Raw genomic sequence first — 21766 nt, 5'->3', positions numbered from 1 at the left:
CTGCGCTCCCCTCCGGTTATTGCGCCAGCAGCTTCCTGATCTCGTCGGCCAGGTCTTCCGGCTTGGTGGTCGGGGCATAGCGGTCGTGGATGCTGCCGTCGTTCCGCACCAGGAACTTGGTGAAGTTCCATTTGATGCCTTCCGTCCCCAGGATGCCCGGCGCGTTCTTTTTCAGGTGCTGGTAGAGCGGATGCGCGTTGTCGCCATTGACCTCGATCCTGGCGAACATCGGGAAGCTGACCCCGAAATTCTGTTCGCAGAACGCGCCGATTTCCTCCGCGTTGCCGGGTTCCTGCTGGCCGAACTGGTTGCAGGGGAAGCCCAGCACTTCGAAGGGCTGGCCGGCGAACTGCCGGTGCAGCTCCTCCAGGCCCTTGTACTGCGGGGTGAAGCGGCATTTGCTGGCGGTGTTCACGATCAACAGCACCTTGCCCTTGTACTGCCCCAGGTCCACCGCCTGGCCCGCCAGGCTGTCGGCGCTGAAGTCGTAAACCGTCGTCATCAGATGATCCCCAGGTGCTCGGTGCCGGCCGCCAGGTCGCGCGTCTTGGCTTCCTTCGACTCCAGCTTGATGGCCAGGCGCAGGTCGTTGACCGAGTCGGCGTTGCGCAGCGCATCTTCATAGGTGATCTGGCCGGCCTCGTACAGGTCGAACAGGGCCTGGTCGAAGGTCTGCATGCCCAGTTCGCGCGAGCGCTTCATCAGCTCCTTGATCTCGTGCACCTGGCCTTTGAAGATCAGGTCGGCGATGAGCGGGGAGTTCAGCATGATTTCCACCGCGACGGCGCGGCCCTTGGCGTCCTTTTTCGGAATCAGGCGCTGCGAGATCATGCCCTTCAGGTTGAGCGACAAGTCCATCAGCAGCTGCTGGCGGCGTTCTTCCGGGAAGAAGTTGATGATACGGTCCAGCGCCTGGTTGGAGCTGTTGGCGTGCAGGGTGGCCAGGCACAGGTGGCCGGTTTCGGCGAAGGCGATCGCGTGGTCCATGGTCTGGCGGTCGCGGATCTCGCCGATCTGGATCACGTCCGGCGCCTGGCGCAGGGTGTTTTTCAGCGCAATTTCCCAGTCCTCGGTGTCGACCCCCACTTCGCGCTGCGTGATGATGCAGTTGCGGTGCGGGTGCACGAATTCGACCGGGTCTTCGATGGTGATGATATGGCCGTAGCTGTTGGCGTTGCGGTGGCCCACCATGGCCGCCAGCGTGGTCGATTTACCGGAGCCGGTCGCGCCGACCATGATCACCAGGCCGCGCTTGGTCATGATCACGTCCTTCAGAATGGGCGGCAGGCCCAGTTCGTCGAACTCCGGGATCGAACTGTTAATGGTACGCAGCACCATGCCCACGGCGCTCATCTGCACGAAGGCCGAGACGCGGAAGCGCCCCAGGTCGCCGGGACTGATGGCGAAGTTGGCCTCCTTGGTCTGCTCGAAGGACGCAGTCTGCTTGTCGTTCATGATCGAACGGGCCAGATCGGCCGTGTGGGCCGGCGTCAGCGCCTGCGCCGAGACGGGCGTCATCTTGCCGTCGATCTTGATGGCCGGCGGGAAGCCGGAGGTAATGAACAAGTCGGAGCCCTTCTTGCTGACCATCAGGCGCAGCAAGTCGAACATGAATTTTGAAGCCTGGTCGCGTTCCATTTTTATCAGCCTGGGAAGTTGTCTGGGATTTTGGCGGCAGCGCGCGCTGCGGCCGGGGAAATCTGGTTGCGGCGCACCAGGTCGGTCAGGTTCTGGTCCAGCGTCTGCATGCCGACGTTGTTGCCGGTCTGGATCGCAGAATACATCTGCGCGATCTTCGCTTCGCGGATCAGGTTACGGATCGCCGGCGTGCCGACCATGATCTCGTGCGCGGCGACGCGGCCGGAACCGTCCTTGGTTTTCAGCAGTGACTGGGATATGACGGCCTGCAGCGACTCGGACAGCATGGCGCGCACCATTTCCTTTTCTTCGGCCGGGAACACGTCGATGATACGGTCGATGGTCTTGGCGGCGGAGGAGGTGTGCAGGGTGCCGAACACCAGGTGGCCGGTTTCCGCGGCCGACAGCGCCAGGCGGATGGTCTCCAGGTCGCGCAATTCGCCAACCAGGATGGCGTCCGGGTCTTCCCGCAGCGCCGAACGCAGCGCGTTGTTGAAGGACAGGGTATGCGGCCCCACTTCGCGCTGGTTGATCAGGCACTTCTTCGATTCGTGCACGAATTCGATCGGGTCTTCGATGGTCAGGATGTGGCCGTATTCGTTTTCGTTGAGGTGGTTGACCATCGCCGCCAGGGTGGTCGACTTGCCGGAGCCGGTCGGGCCAGTCACCAGCACCAGGCCGCGCGGCTTCATGGCGAAGTCGGCGAAGATCTTCGGCGCGTTGAGTTCTTCCAGCGTCAGGATCTTGGACGGAATGGTACGCAGCACGGCCGCGGCGCCGCGTTCCTGGTTGTAGGCGTTGACGCGGAAGCGCGCCAGGCCCGGAATGGCGAACGAGAAGTCGCATTCGAGCATCTCTTCGTACGCCTTGCGCTGGCCGTCGTTCATGATGTCATAGATCATGCCGTGCACGTCCTTGTGCTCCAGCGGCGGCAGGTTGATGCGGCGCACGTCGCCGTGTACACGAATCATCGGCGGCAGGCCTGCAGACAGGTGCAGGTCGGATGCTTTGTTCTTGACGGAGAATGCGAGAAGTTCGGAAATGTCCATTTATAATCCCTGTGCTTTATTCATAAGCCAAAATCCTTGGCCCTGTCTCATTCGATTATGTCCACAATAGCCCACAACTTGCAAGTTGTTACTGAAGCAATTACCGTTGCCGCACGAGAAGCGCAGCGTGCGCCCAACGAAGTCCAGCTGCTGGCCGTGTCCAAGACCTTCCCGGCGCAGGCAGTTTTCGAGGCGGTGCTGGCGGGGCAGCGGGCGTTCGGTGAAAACTATGTGCAGGAGGGGGTGGATAAAATCCACGAACTGGCAAACATGCGCGGCTGCACTCCGTTGGAATGGCATTTTATCGGACCAATCCAGAGCAATAAGACGCGTCTTATAGCCGAAAACTTCGATTGGGTGCACACGATTGAACGGGAAAAGATCGCCCAGCGCCTCAACGAGCAGCGTCCCGCGGGCCTGCACCCCATGCAGGTATGCATTCAGGTCAACACCAGCGGGGAGGCCAGCAAGAGCGGCGTGCTGCCCGCCGACGCCGCCGCGCTGGCCCGCGCCGTGGCCGGTTTGCCGCGCCTGGCCTTGCGCGGGCTGATGTCCATTCCCGAGCCGGAGCCCGATTTCGAGCGCCAGTGCGCGGCCTTCCGCGTGCTGGGCGAACTGCGGGAACAGCTGCGCGGCGAGGGCCTTGCGCTCGACACCCTGTCGATGGGCATGTCGGCCGATATGCGCGCCGCCATCCACGAGGGCGCCACCATCGTGCGGGTTGGCAGCGCCATCTTCGGTGCCCGTGATTACAACAAAGGATAAAAAGTCATGAAGATTGCATTCATCGGCGGCGGCAATATGGCCGCCGCCCTGATCGCCGGCCTGGCCGGCAAGCTGACGGCGGGCGCGAATATCCACGTGGTCGACCCGAATCCGGCTTCGCTGGACAAGCTGCGCCAGGAATACGGCGTCAGCGTCGCGCCGGCGGCGGGGGAGGCGGTGGCTGGCGCCGACGTGCTGGTGCTGGCCGTCAAGCCGCAGGTGATGCATGAAGTGGCGCTGCAGCTGCTGCCGCTGCTGCAGGCGGCGCAGGCGGATGGCCGCAGCCCGCTGGTGCTGTCGATCGCGGCCGGCATCCGCGCCGCCGACCTGGCGCGCTGGCTGGGCGGCTACCCGGCGATCGTGCGCACCATGCCCAATACGCCGGCCCTGATCGGCATGGGCGTGACCGGCATGGTTGCCGCGCCGGCTGTGACGGCGGCGCAACGCGCGGCCGCCGACCAGATCCTGCGCGCCGTGGGGGCCACCGTTTGGCTCGACGATGAAGCGAAGATCGATGCGGTGACGGCGGTTTCCGGCAGCGGCCCGGCCTATGTGTTCTATTTCATCGAAGCGATGCAGCAGGCCGCCGAGGAGCTGGGCCTGACGGCGGAACAGGGCCGGCAGCTGGCCATGGAGACTTTCAGCGGCGCCGCCCAGCTGGCGGCGCAGTCGCCCGACCCGGTGCCGGTATTGCGCGAGAAAGTGACCTCGAAAGGCGGCACCACCTACGCCGCGCTGACCAGCATGGAAACTAGCGGCGTCAAGGCAGCCATCATCACCGCCGTCAAGGCCGCCGCGGCGCGCGGCAAGGAACTGGGCGAGCAGCTCGGCGCCGCCGGCTAACGCGCCCGGCGAATGGCGCGCCAGGCCATGCGCCTGGCGCGCCGCGCAGCGGGTCGGCGGCCGTGACATCAGCAGGCACTTGCGCCAGGCCGGCCTGGACGGGAACCAGATCTTCCGCAGCTTTGGCGACGCCTTCGGCAAGGGCGGCATGACGCTGCCGGAACCGCTCGTGGCCCGCCTGCAGGCATTAGGGGCGAGCGAGCCTTTGCCGGCAGAACGCGCATCGGCGTGGCGGACGCCACGCGCCCCCGTCTGCCGAATGTGTGCCCGTGTCGTCGAGCGACGAGGCCGACCGCGCCTGCCTGGATGAAGGCAAAGGCGGCATCGGCGAATTCACCCTGGATATCGTCAAGGACACGCCGCAGCAGATCGTTTCCCTCTGCTTCCCCGGCAAGCGGGAACGCATCGACCCGCTTACGCTGCGCTTCCGGATGCACGATTACGTGCCCCAGGACCGCCTCGTCCTGAATTTCTATACGCTTATTTAGCCTCGGCCAGCCGGGCCAGCAAGGATGCCAGCTTGTTCTCCAGCTCCGTCGCCAGCGTGCCAAGATATTCCGTTACGCCGGCATTGGCCAGCATTTCCACCTGGCCGCAGAGGGCGCTGAGCTCGCGGTCGCCGAACAGACCGGCGCTGCCCTGCAGGTTGTGGGCGTTCAGGCTGACGGCCACCATGTCGCCGTTGGCGATGCCCTGGCGGATGGCGGCCAGCTGGCGCGGTCCTTCCAGCCTGAAGGCGGCGCGCGCCGCCGGGCTGACCATGCGCAGCGGCGGCTGGGGCAGGGCGGCATTATCCATGCCGAACATGGCGTCGAGGTCGGCCAGCGCCGGCGCCGGCACCAGGAAGCCGGCCTGGCGGCCGATTTCGGCATGCAGATTCGCTTCGTCGATCGGCTTGGGCAGGAAACCGTTGGCGCCCGCTTCCATGAAGCGCTGGCGCTCCTCGGCCGCCGCGTTGGCGGTCAGGGCGATCACCGGCACGGCCGGCTGGCGCACGCCGTAGGCGCCGGCGCGCAGCAAGCGCAGGGCGGCAATGCCGTCCATGCGCGGCATGCGGCTGTCCATGATCACCAGGTCGAAGTCGCGCTGCGCCAGCTGTTGGAGCGCGGCGGCGCCATCTTCCGCGATGGTGACCCCATGTCCCATGTCGGACAGCAGCTCGCGCAGGATGATCTGGTTGGTGCTGCCGTCTTCCGCGCACAGGATTTCGAGGCGCGCCGCATGCGGGGCCGGCTTCTCCAGCGCCCTTACCGCCGCGGGCTGGCCTTGCTGCAGCGGCAGCCGCACGTCGAATACGCTGCCGGCGCCGCGCTCGCTGCGGACGGCGATCGCGCCGCCCATCACGTCGACGATGTTCTTGCAGATTGCCAGGCCGAGGCCGGTGCCGCCGTATTTGCGCGATGTGGCGGCGTTGCCTTGTTCGAACCTGCCGAACAGGCGCGAGATGGCGTCCGGCTCGATGCCGATGCCGGTATCGCTGATGGCCAGCGCGATGCAGCCATCGGGCGCCATGCCGGCGGCCAGGCGCACTTCGCCGCGTTCGGTGAATTTGACACCGTTGCCGACCAGGTTCATGACCACCTGGCGCAGCCGCACCGGGTCGCCGCGCCACCAGCGCGGCAGTGCGGCGTCGATATCGGCCACCAGGGAAATACCCTTGGTTTCGGCCCGGTCGGCCAGCAGCGCCACCACGTCGTGCAGCAGGGCGGGCAGGTCGAAATCGATGTTCTCAAAAGGCATCTTGCCTGCTTCCAGGCGCGAGAAGTCGAGGATGTCGTTAATGATGTGCAGCAGCACTTCGGCGTTGCCCAGGCTGATGCGCAGCTTGTTGCGGGTTTCGGCCGACAGGCTGTTGTCCTTCTTCGCCAGGCGCAGCATACCGATCACGCCCCCTAGCGGGGTACGCACCTCGTGGCTGATCATGGCGAGGAATTCGCTTTTTTGTTCGTTGGATTCTTCCGCCGCCTTTTGCGCGGCGACCGATTCGCGCAGCGCCACTTCGCGCGCCTGCAGGATGGCGATCTGCGCTTCGAGCTTTTCGTGCACGGCGCGCTGGCGCCTCAGGGCGCCTTGCAGTCCGTGCAGCAGGTAGGCGCAGGAGACCACCAGCAGCGACGCCACCAGCAGGAAATTGATGGAGACGATGGTCCAGTGCAGCAGCGGGGTCGAGGTATCGGTGGGCGTGCCTTGCGGGATGCCGCCGAAATAGCCTGCCAGGAACAGGGTGAGGCTGCAGCCGGCAACGGCCAGCACTGCGGAGCGGCTGCCCATGAGCACGGTGCACAGCAGCGGCAAGGCCAGCAGGTAGATCTGGCTCATGGTCCCGATGGCAAACAGCAGCGACACGGCCAGCAGGTAGACGGTGGTGAGGAAGGCGGCGGCGCGGTAGTGATAGGAAAGGTCGCGGCGGAAATGCAATATTGCCACGGTGATAAGCGCCAGGAAGTCGGCCGCCACCAGGGCCCACAACTGGTACTGGACGCTGAACCACACGCTGGGTGCTCCGACCAGCAGGCCCAGGTAGCAGGACACCGCGCACATGCCGTTCAACAGGCTCAGACGCCAGGCGCCCAGGTGTTCCGCATTGGCGCCGGGCGTGACAATCCGCCGTGGCAGCGCCGCGCGCAGAGCACCGAAAGGAGTGCGGATGTTGACTGGCATGCAAGAAAAGTGAACGACAAAAGATCGATTCTATCACTGTGCAAGCCAGTATTTCCGCGCCGCTGCGGCGCCCGGCGCTACATGTTCACGCGCACTTCCACCCCCACCTGGCGCGGCGCATTGACCATGGCGTACGGGGTGCCGAGCAGGCCGGTGGTCATATTGCCGATGCTGGTGACATAGCGTTTGTCGAACAGATTGTTGACGAACAGCGCCGCCGCCCACTGATGGCTGTTCGCCTCGTAGCCGACACGGAAATCGGTGCGCTGGGTGGCGCCGCCGACGCGGAAGCGCGGGGTGGTGAGGCAGGCGCCCTGCAGCGCGTCGGCATTGCAGCGGGTGGCGCCCGTGTAGGCATGCTGCAGCGTGAAATCCAGGTCGCCGCCCGCCACATCGCGCACCCAGTAGTCGGCGCCCAGGGCGGTGGTCCATTTCGGCGTGCCGACCGGCTGGCCATCGAGCTTGACGCCGTCGCTGGTGGTGAAGTTCTTGTAGGTCTGGTCGATGTAGGCGGTGCTCATGTTCAGGCGCAGGTCGCGCACCGGCTGCCAGCGCATGTCGAAGTCGACCCCGTGCGCGCCCTGGTCGCTGCTGGTGACCTGGTAGCTCGGGATGGCGGAGCCGTTATTCACCAGGGCCAGCGACTGCAGGTTGCTGAACTTGTATTTGTACAGCGAGGCGTTGACCAGCAGCTTGTAGCGGCGGTAGTAGTTCTTCATGCCGATCTCGTAGTTCCACACCTTCTCCGGGTCATAGCTGGCATTCACCTGCAGCGCGTTGAAGCCGCCCGACTGGTAGCCCTTGGCAATCGAGCCGTACACCATCATGTCGTCATTGAGCTTGTAGTCCAGCACCATGCGCGGGCTGGTGTCGTTCCATTTATTCTTCTTCGCCAGCGGCGCCGCTGTCGCGCCGGTGCTGGTGAATTCGATATTCTGGGTCATGGCGCCCATCGCCATCATCAGCTGCTCCGGCGTGATGGCCCCCATGCCGACCAGGGCGTCGAAAAAGCCGAGGTTCTGCAGATTGGCGATGCTGCCATCTAGTCCGGCCGCGGTACGCAGCGGGCTATACCAGCTGAAACGCTTGTCGTCGCGGGTGAAGCGCACGCCGGTGGTCAGGTTCAGCTTCGGCGCCAGATGCCAGATCACGTCGCCGTAGATCGCGCTGGCCTTGTTGCGGGCTTCCACATGCAGGTTCTCCTGCCAGGAGTTGCCCAGCAGGCCGGCCGGAATACCGGCCATGGCCGCAGCCCCTTCCAGCTGGCTGAAAACGGGGAAGCCGGCCACATTGCCGAAGATATTGTCCAGGGTATCGGTATTGGTGTTGACCTGGCTGGTCTGCCCGGCTTTCTCGTGATAGAGGCTCACGCCTGTCACCCAGTCCGCCATGCCCGTATTGCCGGACAGGCGGAACTCCTGCTGCCAGCTGCGGTTGCGTTCCGAGTTTTCGGTGTCGACATAATGGGTCGGCAGGTTGGTGCCGTCGTTGTCCTGGCGGTTGCGCGAGTCGAAGCGGCGGTAGCCGGTGGTGGCATTGAACGTGGCCCAGCCCAGGGGCACTTCGATGCGCAGGGTGCTGCCGCGGAAGTTGCGCGTCTCGCCGTTGTGGATGGCGTCGTTGTAGACGGGGGCCGTGCGCGGGTCGAGGTAGCTGGCCGGGTCGGCCGGCACCGCCGGCACGCCGGCCACCAGGCCGATTGCGGGACGGGCCATGTGGTCGAGCTTTTCCGCCTCCACCGACAGCAGCACCTTGGCGCGCGCCGGCGCATCCCAGCGCAGGGTGGCGCGCACACCGTTGTCGGTGCCATGCTGCAGCGAGGCGCCGCTGGCGGCGTCCTTCAGCCAGCCGTCGCTGCCGTGGTGGACGGCGGTGATGCGCAGGGCCGTGCTGTCGGACAGCGCCGTATTGGCCAGCAGCTCCACATTGCGGGTGTGGAAGCGGCCGTAGCGCAGGCGCGCTTCCAGCTCGGTTTCGCGGCCCGGCTCGCGCGTGACGATCGAGATGGCGCCGGCCGCGCTGTTGCGGCCGAACAGGGTGCCTTGCGGCCCTTTCAGCACTTCGATGCGCTGCACGTCGTTGAAGTTCATGACCGCGCCGCCGGTCTTGCCGCCGTAGACGCCATCGATATAGATGCCGACCGGCGCGTCGGTGCCGATGCCGAAATCGCTGGTGCCGATGCCGCGCAGCGACATCGAGGGCTGGGTGGCCTGCTCGGCGTTGACCGACAGGCCGGGGATGTAGCCGTTCATCTCCGCCAGGCTGGGCGACGCCAGCTTGTCGATCTGCTCGGCGCCGACGATCTGCAGCGCAATCGGCACGTCCTGCGCCTGCTGCGTGCGGTTCTGGGCGGTGACCACCACCACATGGGTTTCTTCCTTGGGCGCCTGGTCGGCGGCCAAGGCGGCGCCGCTGCATGCGAGCAGGGCGCTGGAAATGCTGGACGTCAGGACTTTCTTGCGCAGCTTCATCTGGTCTCCCTCGTTATTGTCAGTTGCAGCTTTCCTTCATTGCGGCGATCCATGCGCGGATCAACTCCACGCCTTCGCGGTGCGAGGTGGCGCGCCCCAGTTCCGGCATCATCACGCCCGTCTCGGTCGATTGCAGGCGGAAGACGAAGATCGAATCGTCCGGTTTGCCCGGAGTGATGTCGAAAGCATTGCCGCCGGTGCCGGCGCCCGCCGCCACGGGCGGCTTGCACAGTCCCAGGTGCTGGTTGGCCGGTGCGCCGATCTCCAGGTGCAGGGCGGTGGTGTTGGCCGTGCCCTTGTTGTTGTGGCAGTGGGCGCAGTTGATGTCGAGGTAGGCGCGGGCGCGCGCGTCCACGCTGGCGAGCTTGTCGCGCCAGTCGACATTGCGCGGCGCCGCGGCCGCCGCCGGCGCGCCGGACAGGAAGCCGGCCTGCGCGAATTTGTCGAGCTGCCCATCGAGGTTGATATGGCGGGCCTTGAGGCCGAGCGGCTCGAACTTCCTGCTCTTCAGGTCCGCCACGTGGCAGGACGCGCACTGGTTCACGTTCGGCACCACGTAGGTGAATTTCTGGCGGCCCTGGGGCGACACCAGCTCCATCGGGATCTGCTCGCCCGTGCGTTTCAGCTCGGCTTCGGTCTGCGCCTCGTTCCATACATAGGGCAGGGCGGTCCAGCCGGCTTCGCGGCGCACCAGCAGGCGCGTTTCCACCAGGCGCACCTTGCGCAGGTCGAGCGCGCTGTCGGCGCCGTTGTCGTCGCTGGCCAGCACGGCTCCGCTGGCGCCATCGCGCGGATAGTAGAACGTCTTGCTGATGATTGTGCCGACCGGGAAATCGAAGGCCGTATCGGGCCGGTAGGCCGCCGCTACGCCTTTTGGCATCCACACGGTGCGCAGCTTGTGGGCGTAATCGCTGAACAGCGGCGTGTTGAGCCGGTAAGGCAGCACCTCCTTGTTCAACACCAGCTGGCCTTCGCTGGCGGCCATCAGGCGCCACGCGCTGAGTTTTTCGGGACGCCCGTCGGCAATGAAGTTCACCGGCCCGGCGGGCGGGGCGGGGCTGCGTGCACAGGCAGCGAGAAGGAGCGCGCACGCGGCCATACGCGCCGCCCGCAACAGGCGGAAAGCGGGAACGGCAGGCATCATCAGGATTGCGAGCTGAGTTGGGGAATGGTGACGGGCGGCAGCTTGGCCAGCCGGCAGCGGTGCGGCGCCGAATCGGCCCTGGGGTTCTTGTACTTGTTCGGCCCATCGGCGTTCAGCACGTCCGCGCCATCCTGCACGCAGATGCGGGCGTCGGCCGGCAGCACGCCGTTCCTGGCCAGCGCGTTGTCGGCGTAGCCGTCCCACAGCACGTCGGGCAGGTGGCCGGACAGGCCGTATAGTGCCACCTTCAGCGTCTTCAGGTCTAGACCGTCGGGCGAATCGCCGCCGCCCTTGAAGCGGTTGTCGTATACGTAGATCGCCTTGGGATACGGATCGTAGTCCTTGTCCACGCCTTTTTCGGTGTAGTAGCCGGTCGAATGGTAGCTCGAGATGATCACGTTGGCGGTCTGGTTGTCGCTGATGTCGTTGTCAAAGATTTCAACCTTCGAGTTCGAGTTGATCACCACGCCCGAGCCGGCCGGCACGCTGGCGACGGCCGTGCCGCGGGCGGCGAAGTTGCCCAGGTTGTTCGCCTCGACCTTGTTCTTGAACACGCGCGTGCTGTGGCCGGGTTGCTGCAGGTTCGGCATATTGAACACCAGGATGCCGCCGGTGTTGCGGGTGGCCACGTTGTCGTAGACGTCGGCGTTGATGGTGTTTTCGATTTCGATGCCGGCCACATTCGCTTCGGCGCGCGAATTGCGCACCACCACATTCTGCGACTGGCCGACATAGATGCCGGCATCGGACGCCGCGATGGCCACGCAGTCATCGATCAGCACGTTTTTCGTCTTGACCGGGTAAATGCCGTAGGCGCCGTTGCTGACCTTGGAACCGCCGGTCCATTGCACCTTCACGCTGCGGATGGTGATGTGGTCGCCGTCGTTGATCTTCAGGCCGTCGCCTTTGGAATCCTCGATGGTCAAGCCTTCGATGGTGAAGTTGTTGCCGTAGACGAGCAAGCCTTCCGGCCCTGTTACTTGCGGCTTGAAAGACAAGACGGTCTGGTCCATGCCGGCGCCGCGGATGGTCACGCCGTCGGCGCGCAGCTGCAGTCCGCTGGTGAATTTGTAGTTGCCGGCCGGGATTGCGATCACCGAGCCTGGCTTGGCGTCCAGCAGTTGTTCCTGCAACTGCTTCTGGAAGGCGATGTCGGCCGCCGAAACGGGCGCCGGCAGCGATGGTGTGGTCTTGTAGCAGGCGGACAGCATGCAGCACAGCGCGAGCGCGCCGATGGCTTTATACATAAATTCTCCTTGCCGTTGTAGAGATGCATCAGCGAAGCCAGTATATCCGTCCATTATTAAACTGTTATGCGCGAAATCGGCCAATTCTGCTGTTAGTATCGGCCAGGATGAGAGCGCCAGTGACTATCGCCATCTACGTTGCCGACGACTGCTGGGGCGGCCTTGCCCTGCTGGCGCGCGAAGCGTTTGCCATCGCCGGCACGCTGCATGCGCGCAATCCCAACCTGGAGGCAACGGCCCTGTTCCGCGTGCGCCTGGTGGCGCTGGATGCGGGGCCGGTGCGCTCGTTTACCGGCCCCGCCCTGCTGCCGGACGCCACCCTGGCGGACCTGGCGGAACCGCAGGTGGTCATCGTGCCGCCGTTCTATTTGCCGATGGCGGCGCGCCAGCCGATTGCGCCCGCCTTGCGCGCATGGCTGTTGCAGGCCCACGCCGCCGGCGCGCTGCTGGTGGGGATGGCGGGCGGCATGCGCATCCTGGCCGAGACGGGCCTGCTGGACGGACGCGAAGTGACCGGCAACCTGGCCGACCAGCGCGTATTCGCCCAGCACTATCCCGACGTGCGCTTCAGTCCCGACGCGCCGCTGGTGATCGACGGCAGCATCATCAGCGCCGGCTCGGTCAACCCCTGTCTGGACGCGTGCAGCTACCTGGTGGGCCACTTCCATGGCGACGCGGTGGCGCACAAGCTGTCGCGCTACACCAATCCCGCCAGCCAGCCCAGCACGGGACGGGTGGCGATCCGCAACGCGGGCTTGAAGCAGCATGGCGACCAGCGCATCCGCCAAGCGCAGGAATACATTGAACGCTGCTTCAAGCAGGACCTGACGGTGGAGAGCGCGGCGCAGCGCACCGCCATGAGCGTGCGCAATTTCTCACGCCGCTTCCAGCACGCGGTCGGCATGGCGCCGCATATCTATATCGCACGCTGCCGCGCCGAATATGCGAAGGAACTGCTGGCCCGGCCGGGCCTGTCGATGCTGCAGGTGGCGCTGCAATCGGGCTTCCGTACGGAGGCCATGCTGCGCCGCACCTTCTGCCAGCTGTTCGGGGTGTCGCCGGCGGCTTTCCGCACCGGCGCGGCTCAATCGCCGGCCAGGTATTTGGAATAGATGGCCTGGAAGCGGCCGCTCTCCTTCAGGTACTTCAGGCCGGCGTTGAAATCGTCGCGGATGGTGCTGTCGCGGAACACGGGACGGTAGTCCATCGGGTTCAGCCGGACGAAGGGGTGCTCGGTGACCGGCTTGGGCCGGAAGGACTTGTTCAGCTTGAGCTGCAAGGTGAAATACTTGAAGATATTGCGGTCGCTCAGGACCACGTCGTAGCGGCCGCGGTCCAGCGTCAGCACCTGCAGCGCCTGGTCGTTCTGCTCGAAGTAGTGGCCGGCCTTGCGTACCGCGTCCAGCCATTCTGGATAACGCTTGGCGGCGCCGGCAAAGGAAATCACGGTCAGCCCCTGCAGGTCTTCCGGCCGGTTGATCGCCAGGTGGCGCTCTTTCAGCGTGATGAAGACATTGTCGTAGAAGACGGCGGGGTTGCCGTAGAAGGCGCCCCAGGATGTCATGTCCTCGCCCAGGTCGGTCATGGCCGCATCCACCTCGCCGGACTTGAAGGCGACGGGAATCCGCGCGAACGAGTAATAGCGCGGCTTGAGCACGTGTCCGCGGAACGCCAGCGCCTCGCGCATCACTTCCAGCTCGATGCCGGAATCGGTTTCAGGGAAGCAGAACGGCGGGATTTTTTCACCGAACGCCATGCTGACGTCCGCGGCCGATGCCGCCCGCAGCAGCAACGCCAGGATGATGGCAAGGCTGAGGTTGGCGGCCGTTGGCATGGTCTGCCTCAGAACTGGTGGCGCATGCCGCAGGCCAGCAGGCGCCGGTCGCCGCCCGGCAGCGATGCCTGGTAGCGCGCCGCAGCCTCGTTGCGCAAGCCGGACGCGATGATGTAGGTGTTGGTGCGCTTCGACAGCGTGTAGTAGTAGCCCAGGGCCAGCTGGTGCGCATCGGCGTTGGCGTGGAAGCGGTCCTGCTTGCGTACATAAGTCGCGGCGATGGATGACTGGCCCAGCGGAACGGTCAGGCCCAGCAGGATGTCGCGGGTGTCGAGTTCGGCGTCATTGCGGTTGCGGGCGGCCAGCAGCCAGGCACGCACGGGGCCGAAGTCCATATTGCCGCCCACGAGCACGCTGCGCACCTGCCGGTTGCCCTTTGCATCGTTGGTCTGGTGGTAGGCCAGCACCGTGTTCAGCGGACCGGCCGCATAGCCGGCATCCATGCTGAGCTGGCGGTTGGCGGCCTGGCTGACGCCGGACTCGCCGAAGCCATAGGCCAAGTCCGCGTAAACACCGCCCAGCAGGGGCGGCAGCGAATATTTGACGGTATTGTCCATCCGCACCCCGGAATCCTGGAACAGGCGGGTCGCCTCGCCCGGCCCCTTGGCGTCGAACGGATCATTGGTGGCGATGGCGCCGAAGTAGGGCGTGAACATGCGGCCCAATTTGAGCGCGCCGAGCGGCCCGGCCAGGCCGACCCAGACCTGGCTGCCGAACACCTTGCCGGCAAACGAAGGCGTGCCGGTGTCGGCCTCGATCTGGGATTCGATGACAAAGCTGGCCGTCATGCCGCGGCCCAGTGCCTCAGTGCCTGTGACGCCGAGGCGCGATGCCGTCTGCAGGCCGCTGTCGACCTTCATTGTGGTGGTGCCGGAGTCATGGTCGCGCAGCACGCCAAGGTCGGCCACGCCGTAAACGGTGATGCCTTGCTGGGCGAGGGCTGGCGCGCAGGCGGCCACTCCCAGGAATATCGGTGCAAGCCGTTTCACGACCATCCCCCGGCTGATGCTGACAGTCTCTTTGTACGCCTGGGCTCTCCACAATGCAATGCTGGGCTGACACATTGTCCTGTCTGCGCGACAGGGCTCCAGCCTTGGCGATTGCCGCTCGGACGGGATTTGGCTATGCTGGTCCGATGTTGACCAAGCTCTTACTGTGTGCATCACTAGCGCTGACCGGCGTCTTGGCGGCAGCGCAGGGTTGTGAGGCGGTGCGCGGCAGCACGTTCACGGTCGGTGTCGAGAAGCTGCAATACCTGCCGCTGCATACGGTCGACGGCAACAACCACTTCGGCGGCTTTGCGCGCGACGTGCTGGACGCCTTCGCAGCCGATCACGGCTATACCTTCGATTACATTCCCTTGCCGATCAACCGGCTGTATGCGCGCTTCCTCACGGAACGCACGCTGGACTTCAAGTATCCGGACAACCCGCAATGGCGCGAAGAATTGCGCGGCGGTGCGCAGTTGAGCTACAGCTCGGTGGTGGTGTCGACGGAGGAGGGCGCCATGGTGCTGCCGCACAAGCTCGGCAAGCCGCTGTCCTCCCTGAAAACACTGGGCACGGTACTGGGATTTACGCCGTGGCCGTACAAGGCGGCCATCGACAGCCGGGCGCTCAAGGTGTCGACCTCGAATACCACCGACGGCCTGCTGCGGCTGGCCATGATGGGCAACCTGGATGCCGCCTATGTGAACGTCGACGTCGCCGGCTACATGCTGGCTGGGGCATTGAAAGCGCCGGGCGCGCTGGTGTTCGACCCTGGATTGCCGCACGCGCGTTCCGACTTCCGCCTGGCGACATGGCGCTGCAAGGAAGTGGTTGAGCAATTCAACCGCTTCCTGCAACGGGAGCAGGGACGACTGCAGCAGTTGCGCGCCAGCTACCGGATCGGGGAAGCCGGCGGCAACGGACGCTAGCGGCGCGCGACCAGCAGGCCGACAATCACGCCGATGGCGGCGCCGGTGGCGACCGCCTTCCAGGGATTGTCGTGCACATAGTGGTCGGTGGCCTGGGCCGCGATTTTGCCGCGCGCGATCACGCTGTCTTCCAGCTTCAGGAGATCGCGCTTGGCGGTGCGCAGGGCGTCTTCGAACTTGGCCTTGACCATGCCCAGGTCGTCGGAATTGGCCGTGGCCGCATTGCGTAGCCAGGTTTCCGCGTCCTGCACCGCCTGCTTGAGGTCACTCATCAGCTGTTCGCGTGCTTCCGCACTCTCGTGGTGGCTGTGGCTCTTGCCGTTGGCAATGCCGCCGCCGTTGGGTTTTGCTGCAGTTTGGGGTGTCTGGTCCATGATCGCCTCGTCTCAGTGAACAGCACGCAGGGTAACTTTCAGTATAGCTCAGCGCAGCGCGTAGTCGAGTGCAATGCCTGCAAAGACAGCGGCGCCGAGGTAGTTATTGTGGCGGAATGCGGCGAAACAGGGCGCACGCTCGCGGCCTCGGATCAGGACGTAGTGGTAAATGGCGCAGCCGGCCGCAATGGCCAGGCCCAGCACGAAGGGCAGGCCCAGCCCGAAATGCCAGCCGACCGCCAGCAGGATCGCCAGGTGGACGCCATAGCAGAGCATGATGGCGGCCACGTCGAAGCGGCCAAAGGTAATGGCGGAAGTCTTGATGCCGATTTTCAGGTCGTCGTCGCGGTCGACCATGGCGTATTCGGTGTCGTAGGCCACGGCCCAGAACACATTGCCCGCCAGCAGCAGCCAAGCCACCGGCGGTACCGTACCCTGCACGGCGGCGAAGGCCATCGGCATGCCGAAACCGAAGGCGATGCCCAGATAGGCTTGCGGGATGGCGAAGAAGCGCTTGAAATAGGGATAGGTGGCGGCAATGACGAGGGCCGCCACGCTGAGCTGCTTGACCAGGATATTCAGGGGCTGGATCAGCAGGAAGGCCAGCAGGGACAGTCCGGCGGCGATGGCCAGTGCTTCCTTGCCGCTGACGCGGCCGCTGGTGATGGGGCGTTCGGCCGTGCGTTTGACGTGCTTGTCGAAATCCTGGTCGGCGTAGTCGTTCACGGCGCAGCCGGCCGAACGCATCAGGAAAGTGCCGAGCGAGAAGATCAGCAGCAGCTTCCAGTCCGGCACCCCGCCGGAGGCCAGCCACAGGGCGGCCAGCGTCGGCCACAGCAGCAAAACGGTGCCGATCGGCTTGTCCAGCCGGACCAGGCGGAAATAGAGTTCGAGTTTGCTCAGGGGTGGGGTAGTCGCGTGCATCCCGGCATTTTACTACCCGTGGCCGTTCAGCACGCGGACGCCGGGCAGACGGCAGTCGGCCACGGCCGCCACGACTGCATCGATCGCCGCCTTGCGGGTGAAGCTCTTGCGCCAGACGATGACCACGCGCCGGTTCGGCTCCGGGTTCTCGAAATAGCGGAATGCCAACATGCCGTCGCGGCCTTCCATATCCGGCACCGAGGCGCGCGGCAGCACCGTCAGACCGATGCCGCTGGCCACCATGTGGCGGATGGTTTCCAGGGACGAGCCCTCGAATGTGCGCTGCATGCCGTTGCCGGGCGAGGAGAAGCGGGCCATTTCCGGGCAGACTTCCAGCACCTGGTCGCGGAAACAGTGGCCATTGCCCAGCAGGAGCATGGTTTCCGTTTTCAGGTGCTCGGCCGGCACGCTGCTGCGCGCGGCCCAGGGGTGGTTTTTCGGCATCGCCACCACGAACGGTTCGTCGTACAGGGGCTGTACCGACATGCCGTGCTCGGGCAGCGGCAGCGCCATGATGGCCGCGTCCAGTTCGCCCTGGCGCAGCATTTCCAGCAGCTTGACCGTGAAATTCTCCTGCAGGATCAGGGGCATCTGCGGCGTGGTTTCGATCATCCGCTTGACCAGGGGCGGCAACAGGTAGGGGCCGATGGTGTAAATGACGCCCAGGCGCAGGGGGCCGGCCAGCGGGTCCTTGTTCTGTTTTGCCAGCTCCTTGATGGCCGCCGTCTGTTCCAGTACCCGTTCGGCCTGGGCCACGATCTGGGCGCCCAGCGGGGTGACCGAGATTTCCGCGCCGCCGCGCTCGAACAGGACGACGCCGAGTTCGTCTTCCAGCTTTTTGATCGCCACGGAAAGTGTGGGTTGGGCGACAAAACATGCCTCGGCGGCATGGCCGAAGTGTTTCGCTCTGGCAACAGCTACGATATATTTAAGCTCGGTCAGCGTCATGAACCCATTTGAACACAGGTGAATGCCTTGTTGCAATGCCAGGTATGGGGGATGGCACTGGCTATAATGACTAGCAATCCCAATAAACGAGGCAAAACATGTCATCCACACTAGGCCACGAAGAAGCCCAGTCATATATCTACAAACTGCTGACCGCCATGCACCAGGTCGGCGGCTCCGACCTGTTCATTTCGGCGGACTTCCCACCCAGTATCAAATCGCAGGGCTCGATGCGCGCGCTGAGCCAGCAGCGCCTGACCCCGGATGTGACGCGGGCCCTGGCCTACGCCATCATGAACGAGAAACAGCGCCGCGAGTTCGAGACTGAGCTTGAGTGCAATTTCGCGATTTCGCTGCCGAATGTGTGCCGTTTCCGCATCAACGTCTTTGTCCAGCAGCAGGCGGTCGGCATGGTGTGCCGGACCATCGCCTCGGAAATCCCGAATTTCCAGAAGCTGGACTTGCCGGAAGTCTTGAAAGAAGTCGTGATGACCAAGCGCGGCCTGGTACTGGTGGTGGGCGGCACCGGCTCCGGCAAATCGACCTCGCTGGCGGCCATGATCGATTACCGCAACCAGAATTCGGCCGGCCATATCATCACCGTGGAAGACCCGGTCGAGTATGTGCACAAGAATAAGAGCTGCCTGATCACCCACCGCGAGGTGGGTGTGGATACCTTGTCCTGGCACCATGCGCTGAAAAACACCCTGCGCCAGGCGCCGGACGTGATCCTGATCGGCGAGATCCGCGACACCGAGACCATGGAGCACGCGATCGCCTTTGCCGAGACCGGCCACCTGTGCCTGGGCACCCTGCACGCGAACAATGCGAACCAGACCATGGACCGCATCATCAACTTCTTCCCGGAAGAGCGCCGCAACCAGCTGCTGATGGACCTCTCGTCCAACCTGCGCGCCATCGTCTCGCAGCGCCTGATCCGCACCGAAGACGGCAAGGGCCGCAAGGCGGCCATCGAGATCCTGCTGAACACGCCGACCATCGCCGAGATGATCTTCAAAGGCAACTTCCACTCGATCAAGGAAATCATGGCCAAGTCGCGCGAACTGGGCATGTGCACTTTCGACCAGGCCCTGTTCGATCTCTATAATAAGGGTTACATCGCCTACGAGGAGGCGCTGCGCAACGCCGACTCCACCAACGGCCTGCGCCTGCAGATCAAGCTGCATGGCAACCGTCCGCCGCCCGATGCGGCAGCCCAGGTTGTGGCGGCGCCGAAGGCGTCGAGCGGCCTGAGCATGCAGTTGGATGAAGAAGAGGAAGAAGGCGAATGACCGATTTTGAAAACAAGATGTGCTCGCGCGCCGATCTGGCCGCGCGGGTAGCTGCCCTGCCAAAACCGGTGGTGATGACCAACGGCGTGTTCGATATCCTGCACCGCGGCCATGTGACGTATCTGGCGCAGGCACGCGCGCTGGGCGCTTCGCTGGTGGTGGCCGCCAATACGGATGCCTCCGTCAAGCGCCTGGGCAAGGGGGATGATCGTCCGCTGAACAATTGCGAAGACCGCATGGCGCTGCTGGCCGCGCTGGAATCCGTCAGCCTGGTGGTGCCTTTCGACGAGGACACCGCCCTGGAAGCGGTGCTGCAGGCCAGGCCGGAAATTTACGCCAAGGGCGGCGACTACGATATGACCGCCATCCCGGAAGGGCAGGCGGTGCTGGCATACGGCGGCAAGGCGGTGGCGATCGACTTCGAGCATGACCGCTCGACCACCAAGCTGCTGGCCAAAGTGCGCATGTTTGGACAATAGGAGGCCATGATGGCTTTTGGTGTGCTGCTGACCGACGAGGGCGTGGCGGAACTGGGCGCCGCGCTGAAGGACTACCTGGCCGAGGGGCCTTCAGGCAGGTACCTGCCTTGCAAGGAGGCCAGTCCCGACCGCGATTTCTTCCACCTGGTGTCAGAGGCGCAGAACGCCGAAGGCGCGACGGTGGAGGTGGAGCTGTACGTCCCGAATCGCTATATCAAGCTGGTGATGTCGGGGCTCGAGCGCAAGCACATCGGCTTTCTCTGATCGGTTTCGGCGGGAGTTTTACTTCCAGCCGAAGCTGAAGCACAGCGCCGCATTAAACGGCGATGCCATGGCGAAGGTGGGATCACGCGCGGCCTGGCGGCCCCTTTCGACCCGAAGCGAACGACTCCCCGGCATTGACGGCCTAGAGTTTTGTAGTCAAATTAATCGAATAGAATTAGATGAACTGTTTCAACCACCCCCATAGCAGCGCAGTCGGAATTTGTCGAGTTTGCGCACGCGGACTTTGTTCTGAATGCGCCGCCGATCTTGGTCATAGTATTTCATGCAAAGGCGAGCACCAAGAGCGTGCGGCTTCTCTGAATTCCCTTACCCTGCGCAGTACAAAGATGTTGAAGGTTACGCGTAAATCGAGGTTCCTTGGCCCCGCCTTCTTTGGTGTATGCGGCTCGGTCTACGGATACGAAGGAATACATCAGCAGGATCCATTCAATTTCGTCAGCTACCTTGGCGCTGCGTTCGTCATCTTCGCGGTGGCGCTTCTGGCAGCCAATTTACGCGCATATGGCGGTAAGGTGTCCGCCGATAGCTGATCTCGTCGCCTGTACATGGTGAGCAGATCGCTAGCTGTCTATGTAAGCCCGCATTTTCTCGAGCAGTCGTGCAGAGGTTGAGCGGCGCTCGGATTGAGCGAACATGAATTTTTTGGAATGACGGACATGTCACGCTTACCTATTACCTATTACCTATTACCTATTACCTATTACCTATTACCGTTGCCGAGGCGAACGGCGTTCTCTGCGCAGTTCTAGACTTGCCGGTTTCGCTCGCATGGCAAGGGGAATTGGCACCTGTAGAGTAAACAATGAAAACTGAACGGGATGGCTGATGAAAGTAAAATTTCGAGTGATTTGCTGCGCATTTTTCTCCTATGTGCTGCTGTCTACAACCGCGTTTGCATGTGCCGCACCAGATAGCGTAATGAGCTATCGACCCTCTAAAAAACCGGTGAGGGTAAAGATGCGGGAAACGTCAGAGGGGCTGATGCCGGCACGCTTGCCCCCCTTCGATGTTTCGTTAAAAGACGTTCGCCGTTCTCCTGGCAGAGATGCCATGCCGTGCGGTCAATACGGTAGTATCACAGTTCAAATAGATTGGCCAGCGTCCAGCGCCTATCGTTTGGATGAAGTCGGCTTTTATTTCCGGGTTGTAGATGCTGCCAACACCGCTGACATATTTGAGACTGGCCCGGTAGTTGGGAAAATAACGGGTAACTCAATGCGACTGTTCTTCGTATTTGATGATGAGGAGCCTAAAGAGCGAAAACCTTGGAACCTTACAGTAGAGGCTTTTGCGGTGAACGCCATGATGGAAATCGGACCTGTGACAAAATTTCAATTAAAATCAGTAGACTGAAGGTATGACTGAGAACGGCCAGAACCGGAACATCGTTGCAAGTGAAATCTGTTTGATGCAACGAGTAAGTTTAATAGAATGAAGATAATCGTTGCGCTGATATTTTTGGTTTGCGGTGTCAACGCGAACGCGCAAGTTGCCGCTAACGAGGAACTCAAGAAGTTGGTAAGCCCGGATCGGGGCGCACTGCATGGCCGCAGGCTTGAGAGCTAGTGGACTGTAACAGTTAAAACTGGAGTATCATTGAACGCAAGGAGGCGTCCATGATACTCACAGATAGCGAACGTTCGGAACTGCAGCAGCAGGTCAATGCGCGCAATGTGCGTGCGGATGTCGTGCGACGGGCGAGGCTGATTCTGCTGTTGGCGGATAAGCACACGTGGGAGGAAATCCGCGCCAAGCTCGATTGCAGCAACGGCTTCATCGCGCTCTGGCACAAGCGCTTCTCCGCCGAACGCCTGGCTGGCTTGTATTCGCGCCACGCCGGACGATCCGCCTTCAAAGTAACGGACCGGCTTGAAGCACGTGTGCTGGCACGCAC

General features: G+C 63.6%; 22 protein-coding genes. 10 read left to right on the top strand and 12 right to left on the bottom strand.

The genetic code is table 11. The features are described from left to right. Positions 1 to 16: 16 nt before the first annotated feature. The 3 genes from H597_RS0110915 to H597_RS0110905 are packed head-to-tail and all read right to left on the bottom strand — an operon-like array spanning position 17 to position 2687. On the bottom strand, positions 17 to 502 hold the full coding sequence (locus tag H597_RS0110915) for a glutathione peroxidase (protein ID WP_028102173.1): 486 nt from the start codon (positions 500 to 502) through the stop codon (positions 17 to 19). Continuing rightward, entirely contained in the window at positions 502 to 1638 is a 1137-nt protein-coding gene (locus tag H597_RS0110910) for a PilT/PilU family type 4a pilus ATPase (RefSeq protein WP_028102172.1), read from the bottom strand. The genes H597_RS0110915 and H597_RS0110910 overlap by 1 nt, the downstream gene beginning before the upstream one ends. Positions 1639 to 1643: 5 nt before the next feature. Beyond that, a complete protein-coding gene (locus tag H597_RS0110905; protein ID WP_028102171.1) occupies positions 1644 to 2687 on the bottom strand; it encodes a type IV pilus twitching motility protein PilT in 1044 nt (347 codons plus the stop codon). A gap of 57 nt (positions 2688 to 2744) precedes the next feature. Between H597_RS0110905 and H597_RS0110900 the strand changes: the two genes are divergently transcribed. From H597_RS0110900 to H597_RS0110890, 3 genes are all read left to right on the top strand, one after another. Continuing rightward, positions 2745 to 3452 carry a YggS family pyridoxal phosphate-dependent enzyme gene (locus H597_RS0110900; RefSeq protein WP_028102170.1) on the top strand — a complete coding sequence of 236 codons (708 nt, stop codon included), beginning with the start codon at positions 2745 to 2747 and terminating at the stop codon, positions 3450 to 3452. Positions 3453 to 3458: 6 nt separating this feature from the next. Then, on the top strand, positions 3459 to 4295 hold the full coding sequence (gene proC / locus H597_RS0110895) for a pyrroline-5-carboxylate reductase (protein ID WP_028102169.1): 837 nt from the start codon (positions 3459 to 3461) through the stop codon (positions 4293 to 4295). 263 nt (positions 4296 to 4558) lie between these two features. Next, the gene (locus tag H597_RS0110890) at positions 4559 to 4783 is read left to right on the top strand and encodes a DUF4424 family protein (protein WP_083941048.1); all 225 of its coding nucleotides are present in this window, start codon (positions 4559 to 4561) and stop codon (positions 4781 to 4783) included. Here the strand turns inward: H597_RS0110890 and H597_RS30510 are convergent. From H597_RS30510 to H597_RS0110870, 4 genes are all read right to left on the bottom strand, one after another. Further along, the gene (locus H597_RS30510) at positions 4776 to 6956 is read right to left on the bottom strand and encodes an ATP-binding protein (protein ID WP_051293694.1); all 2181 of its coding nucleotides are present in this window, start codon (positions 6954 to 6956) and stop codon (positions 4776 to 4778) included. The two genes, H597_RS0110890 and H597_RS30510, sit on opposite strands and share 8 nt — an antisense overlap. Positions 6957 to 7033: 77 nt before the next feature. Beyond that, positions 7034 to 9427, bottom strand: coding sequence for a TonB-dependent receptor (locus H597_RS0110880; RefSeq protein WP_028102167.1), 2394 nt, complete (start codon positions 9425 to 9427; stop codon positions 7034 to 7036). Positions 9428 to 9446: 19 nt separating this feature from the next. After that, positions 9447 to 10571, bottom strand: a complete 1125-nt coding sequence (locus H597_RS0110875) for an SO2930 family diheme c-type cytochrome (protein ID WP_229632145.1) — start codon at positions 10569 to 10571, stop codon at positions 9447 to 9449. Then, on the bottom strand, positions 10571 to 11818 hold the full coding sequence (locus tag H597_RS0110870; protein ID WP_028102165.1) for a parallel beta-helix domain-containing protein: 1248 nt from the start codon (positions 11816 to 11818) through the stop codon (positions 10571 to 10573). Before H597_RS0110870 ends, H597_RS0110875 begins: the two co-directional genes overlap by 1 nt. A 119-nt stretch (positions 11819 to 11937) precedes the next feature. On the opposite strand from H597_RS0110870, the gene H597_RS0110865 reads away from it, so the two are divergent. After that, entirely contained in the window at positions 11938 to 12930 is a 993-nt protein-coding gene (locus H597_RS0110865) for a GlxA family transcriptional regulator (protein ID WP_028102164.1), read from the top strand. On the opposite strand, the gene H597_RS0110860 is transcribed toward H597_RS0110865, so the two are convergent. Together H597_RS0110860 and H597_RS30505 are read right to left on the bottom strand one after the other, a co-directional pair. Then, positions 12903 to 13652, bottom strand: a complete 750-nt coding sequence (locus H597_RS0110860) for a substrate-binding periplasmic protein (RefSeq protein WP_028102163.1) — start codon at positions 13650 to 13652, stop codon at positions 12903 to 12905. The two genes, H597_RS0110865 and H597_RS0110860, sit on opposite strands and share 28 nt — an antisense overlap. A gap of 8 nt (positions 13653 to 13660) precedes the next feature. Further along, entirely contained in the window at positions 13661 to 14641 is a 981-nt protein-coding gene (locus tag H597_RS30505; protein ID WP_161630595.1) for a porin, read from the bottom strand. 146 nt (positions 14642 to 14787) lie between these two features. On the opposite strand from H597_RS30505, the gene H597_RS30500 reads away from it, so the two are divergent. Further along, a complete protein-coding gene (locus H597_RS30500) occupies positions 14788 to 15570 on the top strand; it encodes a substrate-binding periplasmic protein (RefSeq protein WP_154668048.1) in 783 nt (260 codons plus the stop codon). Here H597_RS30500 and H597_RS0110845 read toward each other — a convergent pair. The 3 genes from H597_RS0110845 to H597_RS0110835 are packed head-to-tail and all read right to left on the bottom strand — an operon-like array spanning position 15567 to position 17816. Next, the gene (locus H597_RS0110845; RefSeq protein ID WP_028102162.1) at positions 15567 to 15944 is read right to left on the bottom strand and encodes an ElaB/YgaM/YqjD family protein; all 378 of its coding nucleotides are present in this window, start codon (positions 15942 to 15944) and stop codon (positions 15567 to 15569) included. The genes H597_RS30500 and H597_RS0110845 overlap by 4 nt on opposite strands. A gap of 48 nt (positions 15945 to 15992) precedes the next feature. Next, entirely contained in the window at positions 15993 to 16847 is an 855-nt protein-coding gene (gene ubiA, locus H597_RS0110840) for a 4-hydroxybenzoate octaprenyltransferase (protein WP_028102161.1), read from the bottom strand. Positions 16848 to 16880: 33 nt separating this feature from the next. Then, positions 16881 to 17816: a hydrogen peroxide-inducible genes activator gene (locus H597_RS0110835; protein WP_028102160.1), complete on the bottom strand. Its 936-nt coding sequence runs from the start codon at positions 17814 to 17816 to the stop codon at positions 16881 to 16883. 98 nt (positions 17817 to 17914) lie between these two features. Here H597_RS0110835 and H597_RS0110830 point away from each other — a divergent pair, with 98 nt between their 5' ends. The 5 genes from H597_RS0110830 to H597_RS30495 all read left to right on the top strand — a co-directional run. Then, positions 17915 to 19108 carry a PilT/PilU family type 4a pilus ATPase gene (locus H597_RS0110830; protein ID WP_028102159.1) on the top strand — a complete coding sequence of 398 codons (1194 nt, stop codon included), beginning with the start codon at positions 17915 to 17917 and terminating at the stop codon, positions 19106 to 19108. Next, positions 19105 to 19587, top strand: coding sequence for an adenylyltransferase/cytidyltransferase family protein (locus tag H597_RS0110825; protein ID WP_028102158.1), 483 nt, complete (start codon positions 19105 to 19107; stop codon positions 19585 to 19587). Before H597_RS0110830 ends, H597_RS0110825 begins: the two co-directional genes overlap by 4 nt. A 6-nt stretch (positions 19588 to 19593) precedes the next feature. Further along, a complete protein-coding gene (locus H597_RS0110820) occupies positions 19594 to 19851 on the top strand; it encodes a hypothetical protein (RefSeq protein ID WP_028102157.1) in 258 nt (85 codons plus the stop codon). Positions 19852 to 20697: 846 nt separating this feature from the next. Continuing rightward, positions 20698 to 21225, top strand: coding sequence for a hypothetical protein (locus H597_RS34775; RefSeq protein WP_154668047.1), 528 nt, complete (start codon positions 20698 to 20700; stop codon positions 21223 to 21225). 263 nt (positions 21226 to 21488) lie between these two features. Beyond that, positions 21489 to 21766 (top strand): helix-turn-helix domain-containing protein (locus H597_RS30495; protein ID WP_035373889.1); only part of this gene is annotated, 278 nt, incomplete at its 3' end.

This window comes from Pseudoduganella violaceinigra DSM 15887, from assembly GCF_000425385.1.
In the GTDB taxonomy this organism is placed as follows: domain Bacteria; phylum Pseudomonadota; class Gammaproteobacteria; order Burkholderiales; family Burkholderiaceae_D; genus Rugamonas; species Rugamonas violaceinigra.
The sequence above is the reverse complement of the archived record's forward strand: the minus strand, read 5'-3'. Positions and strand labels throughout refer to the sequence as shown.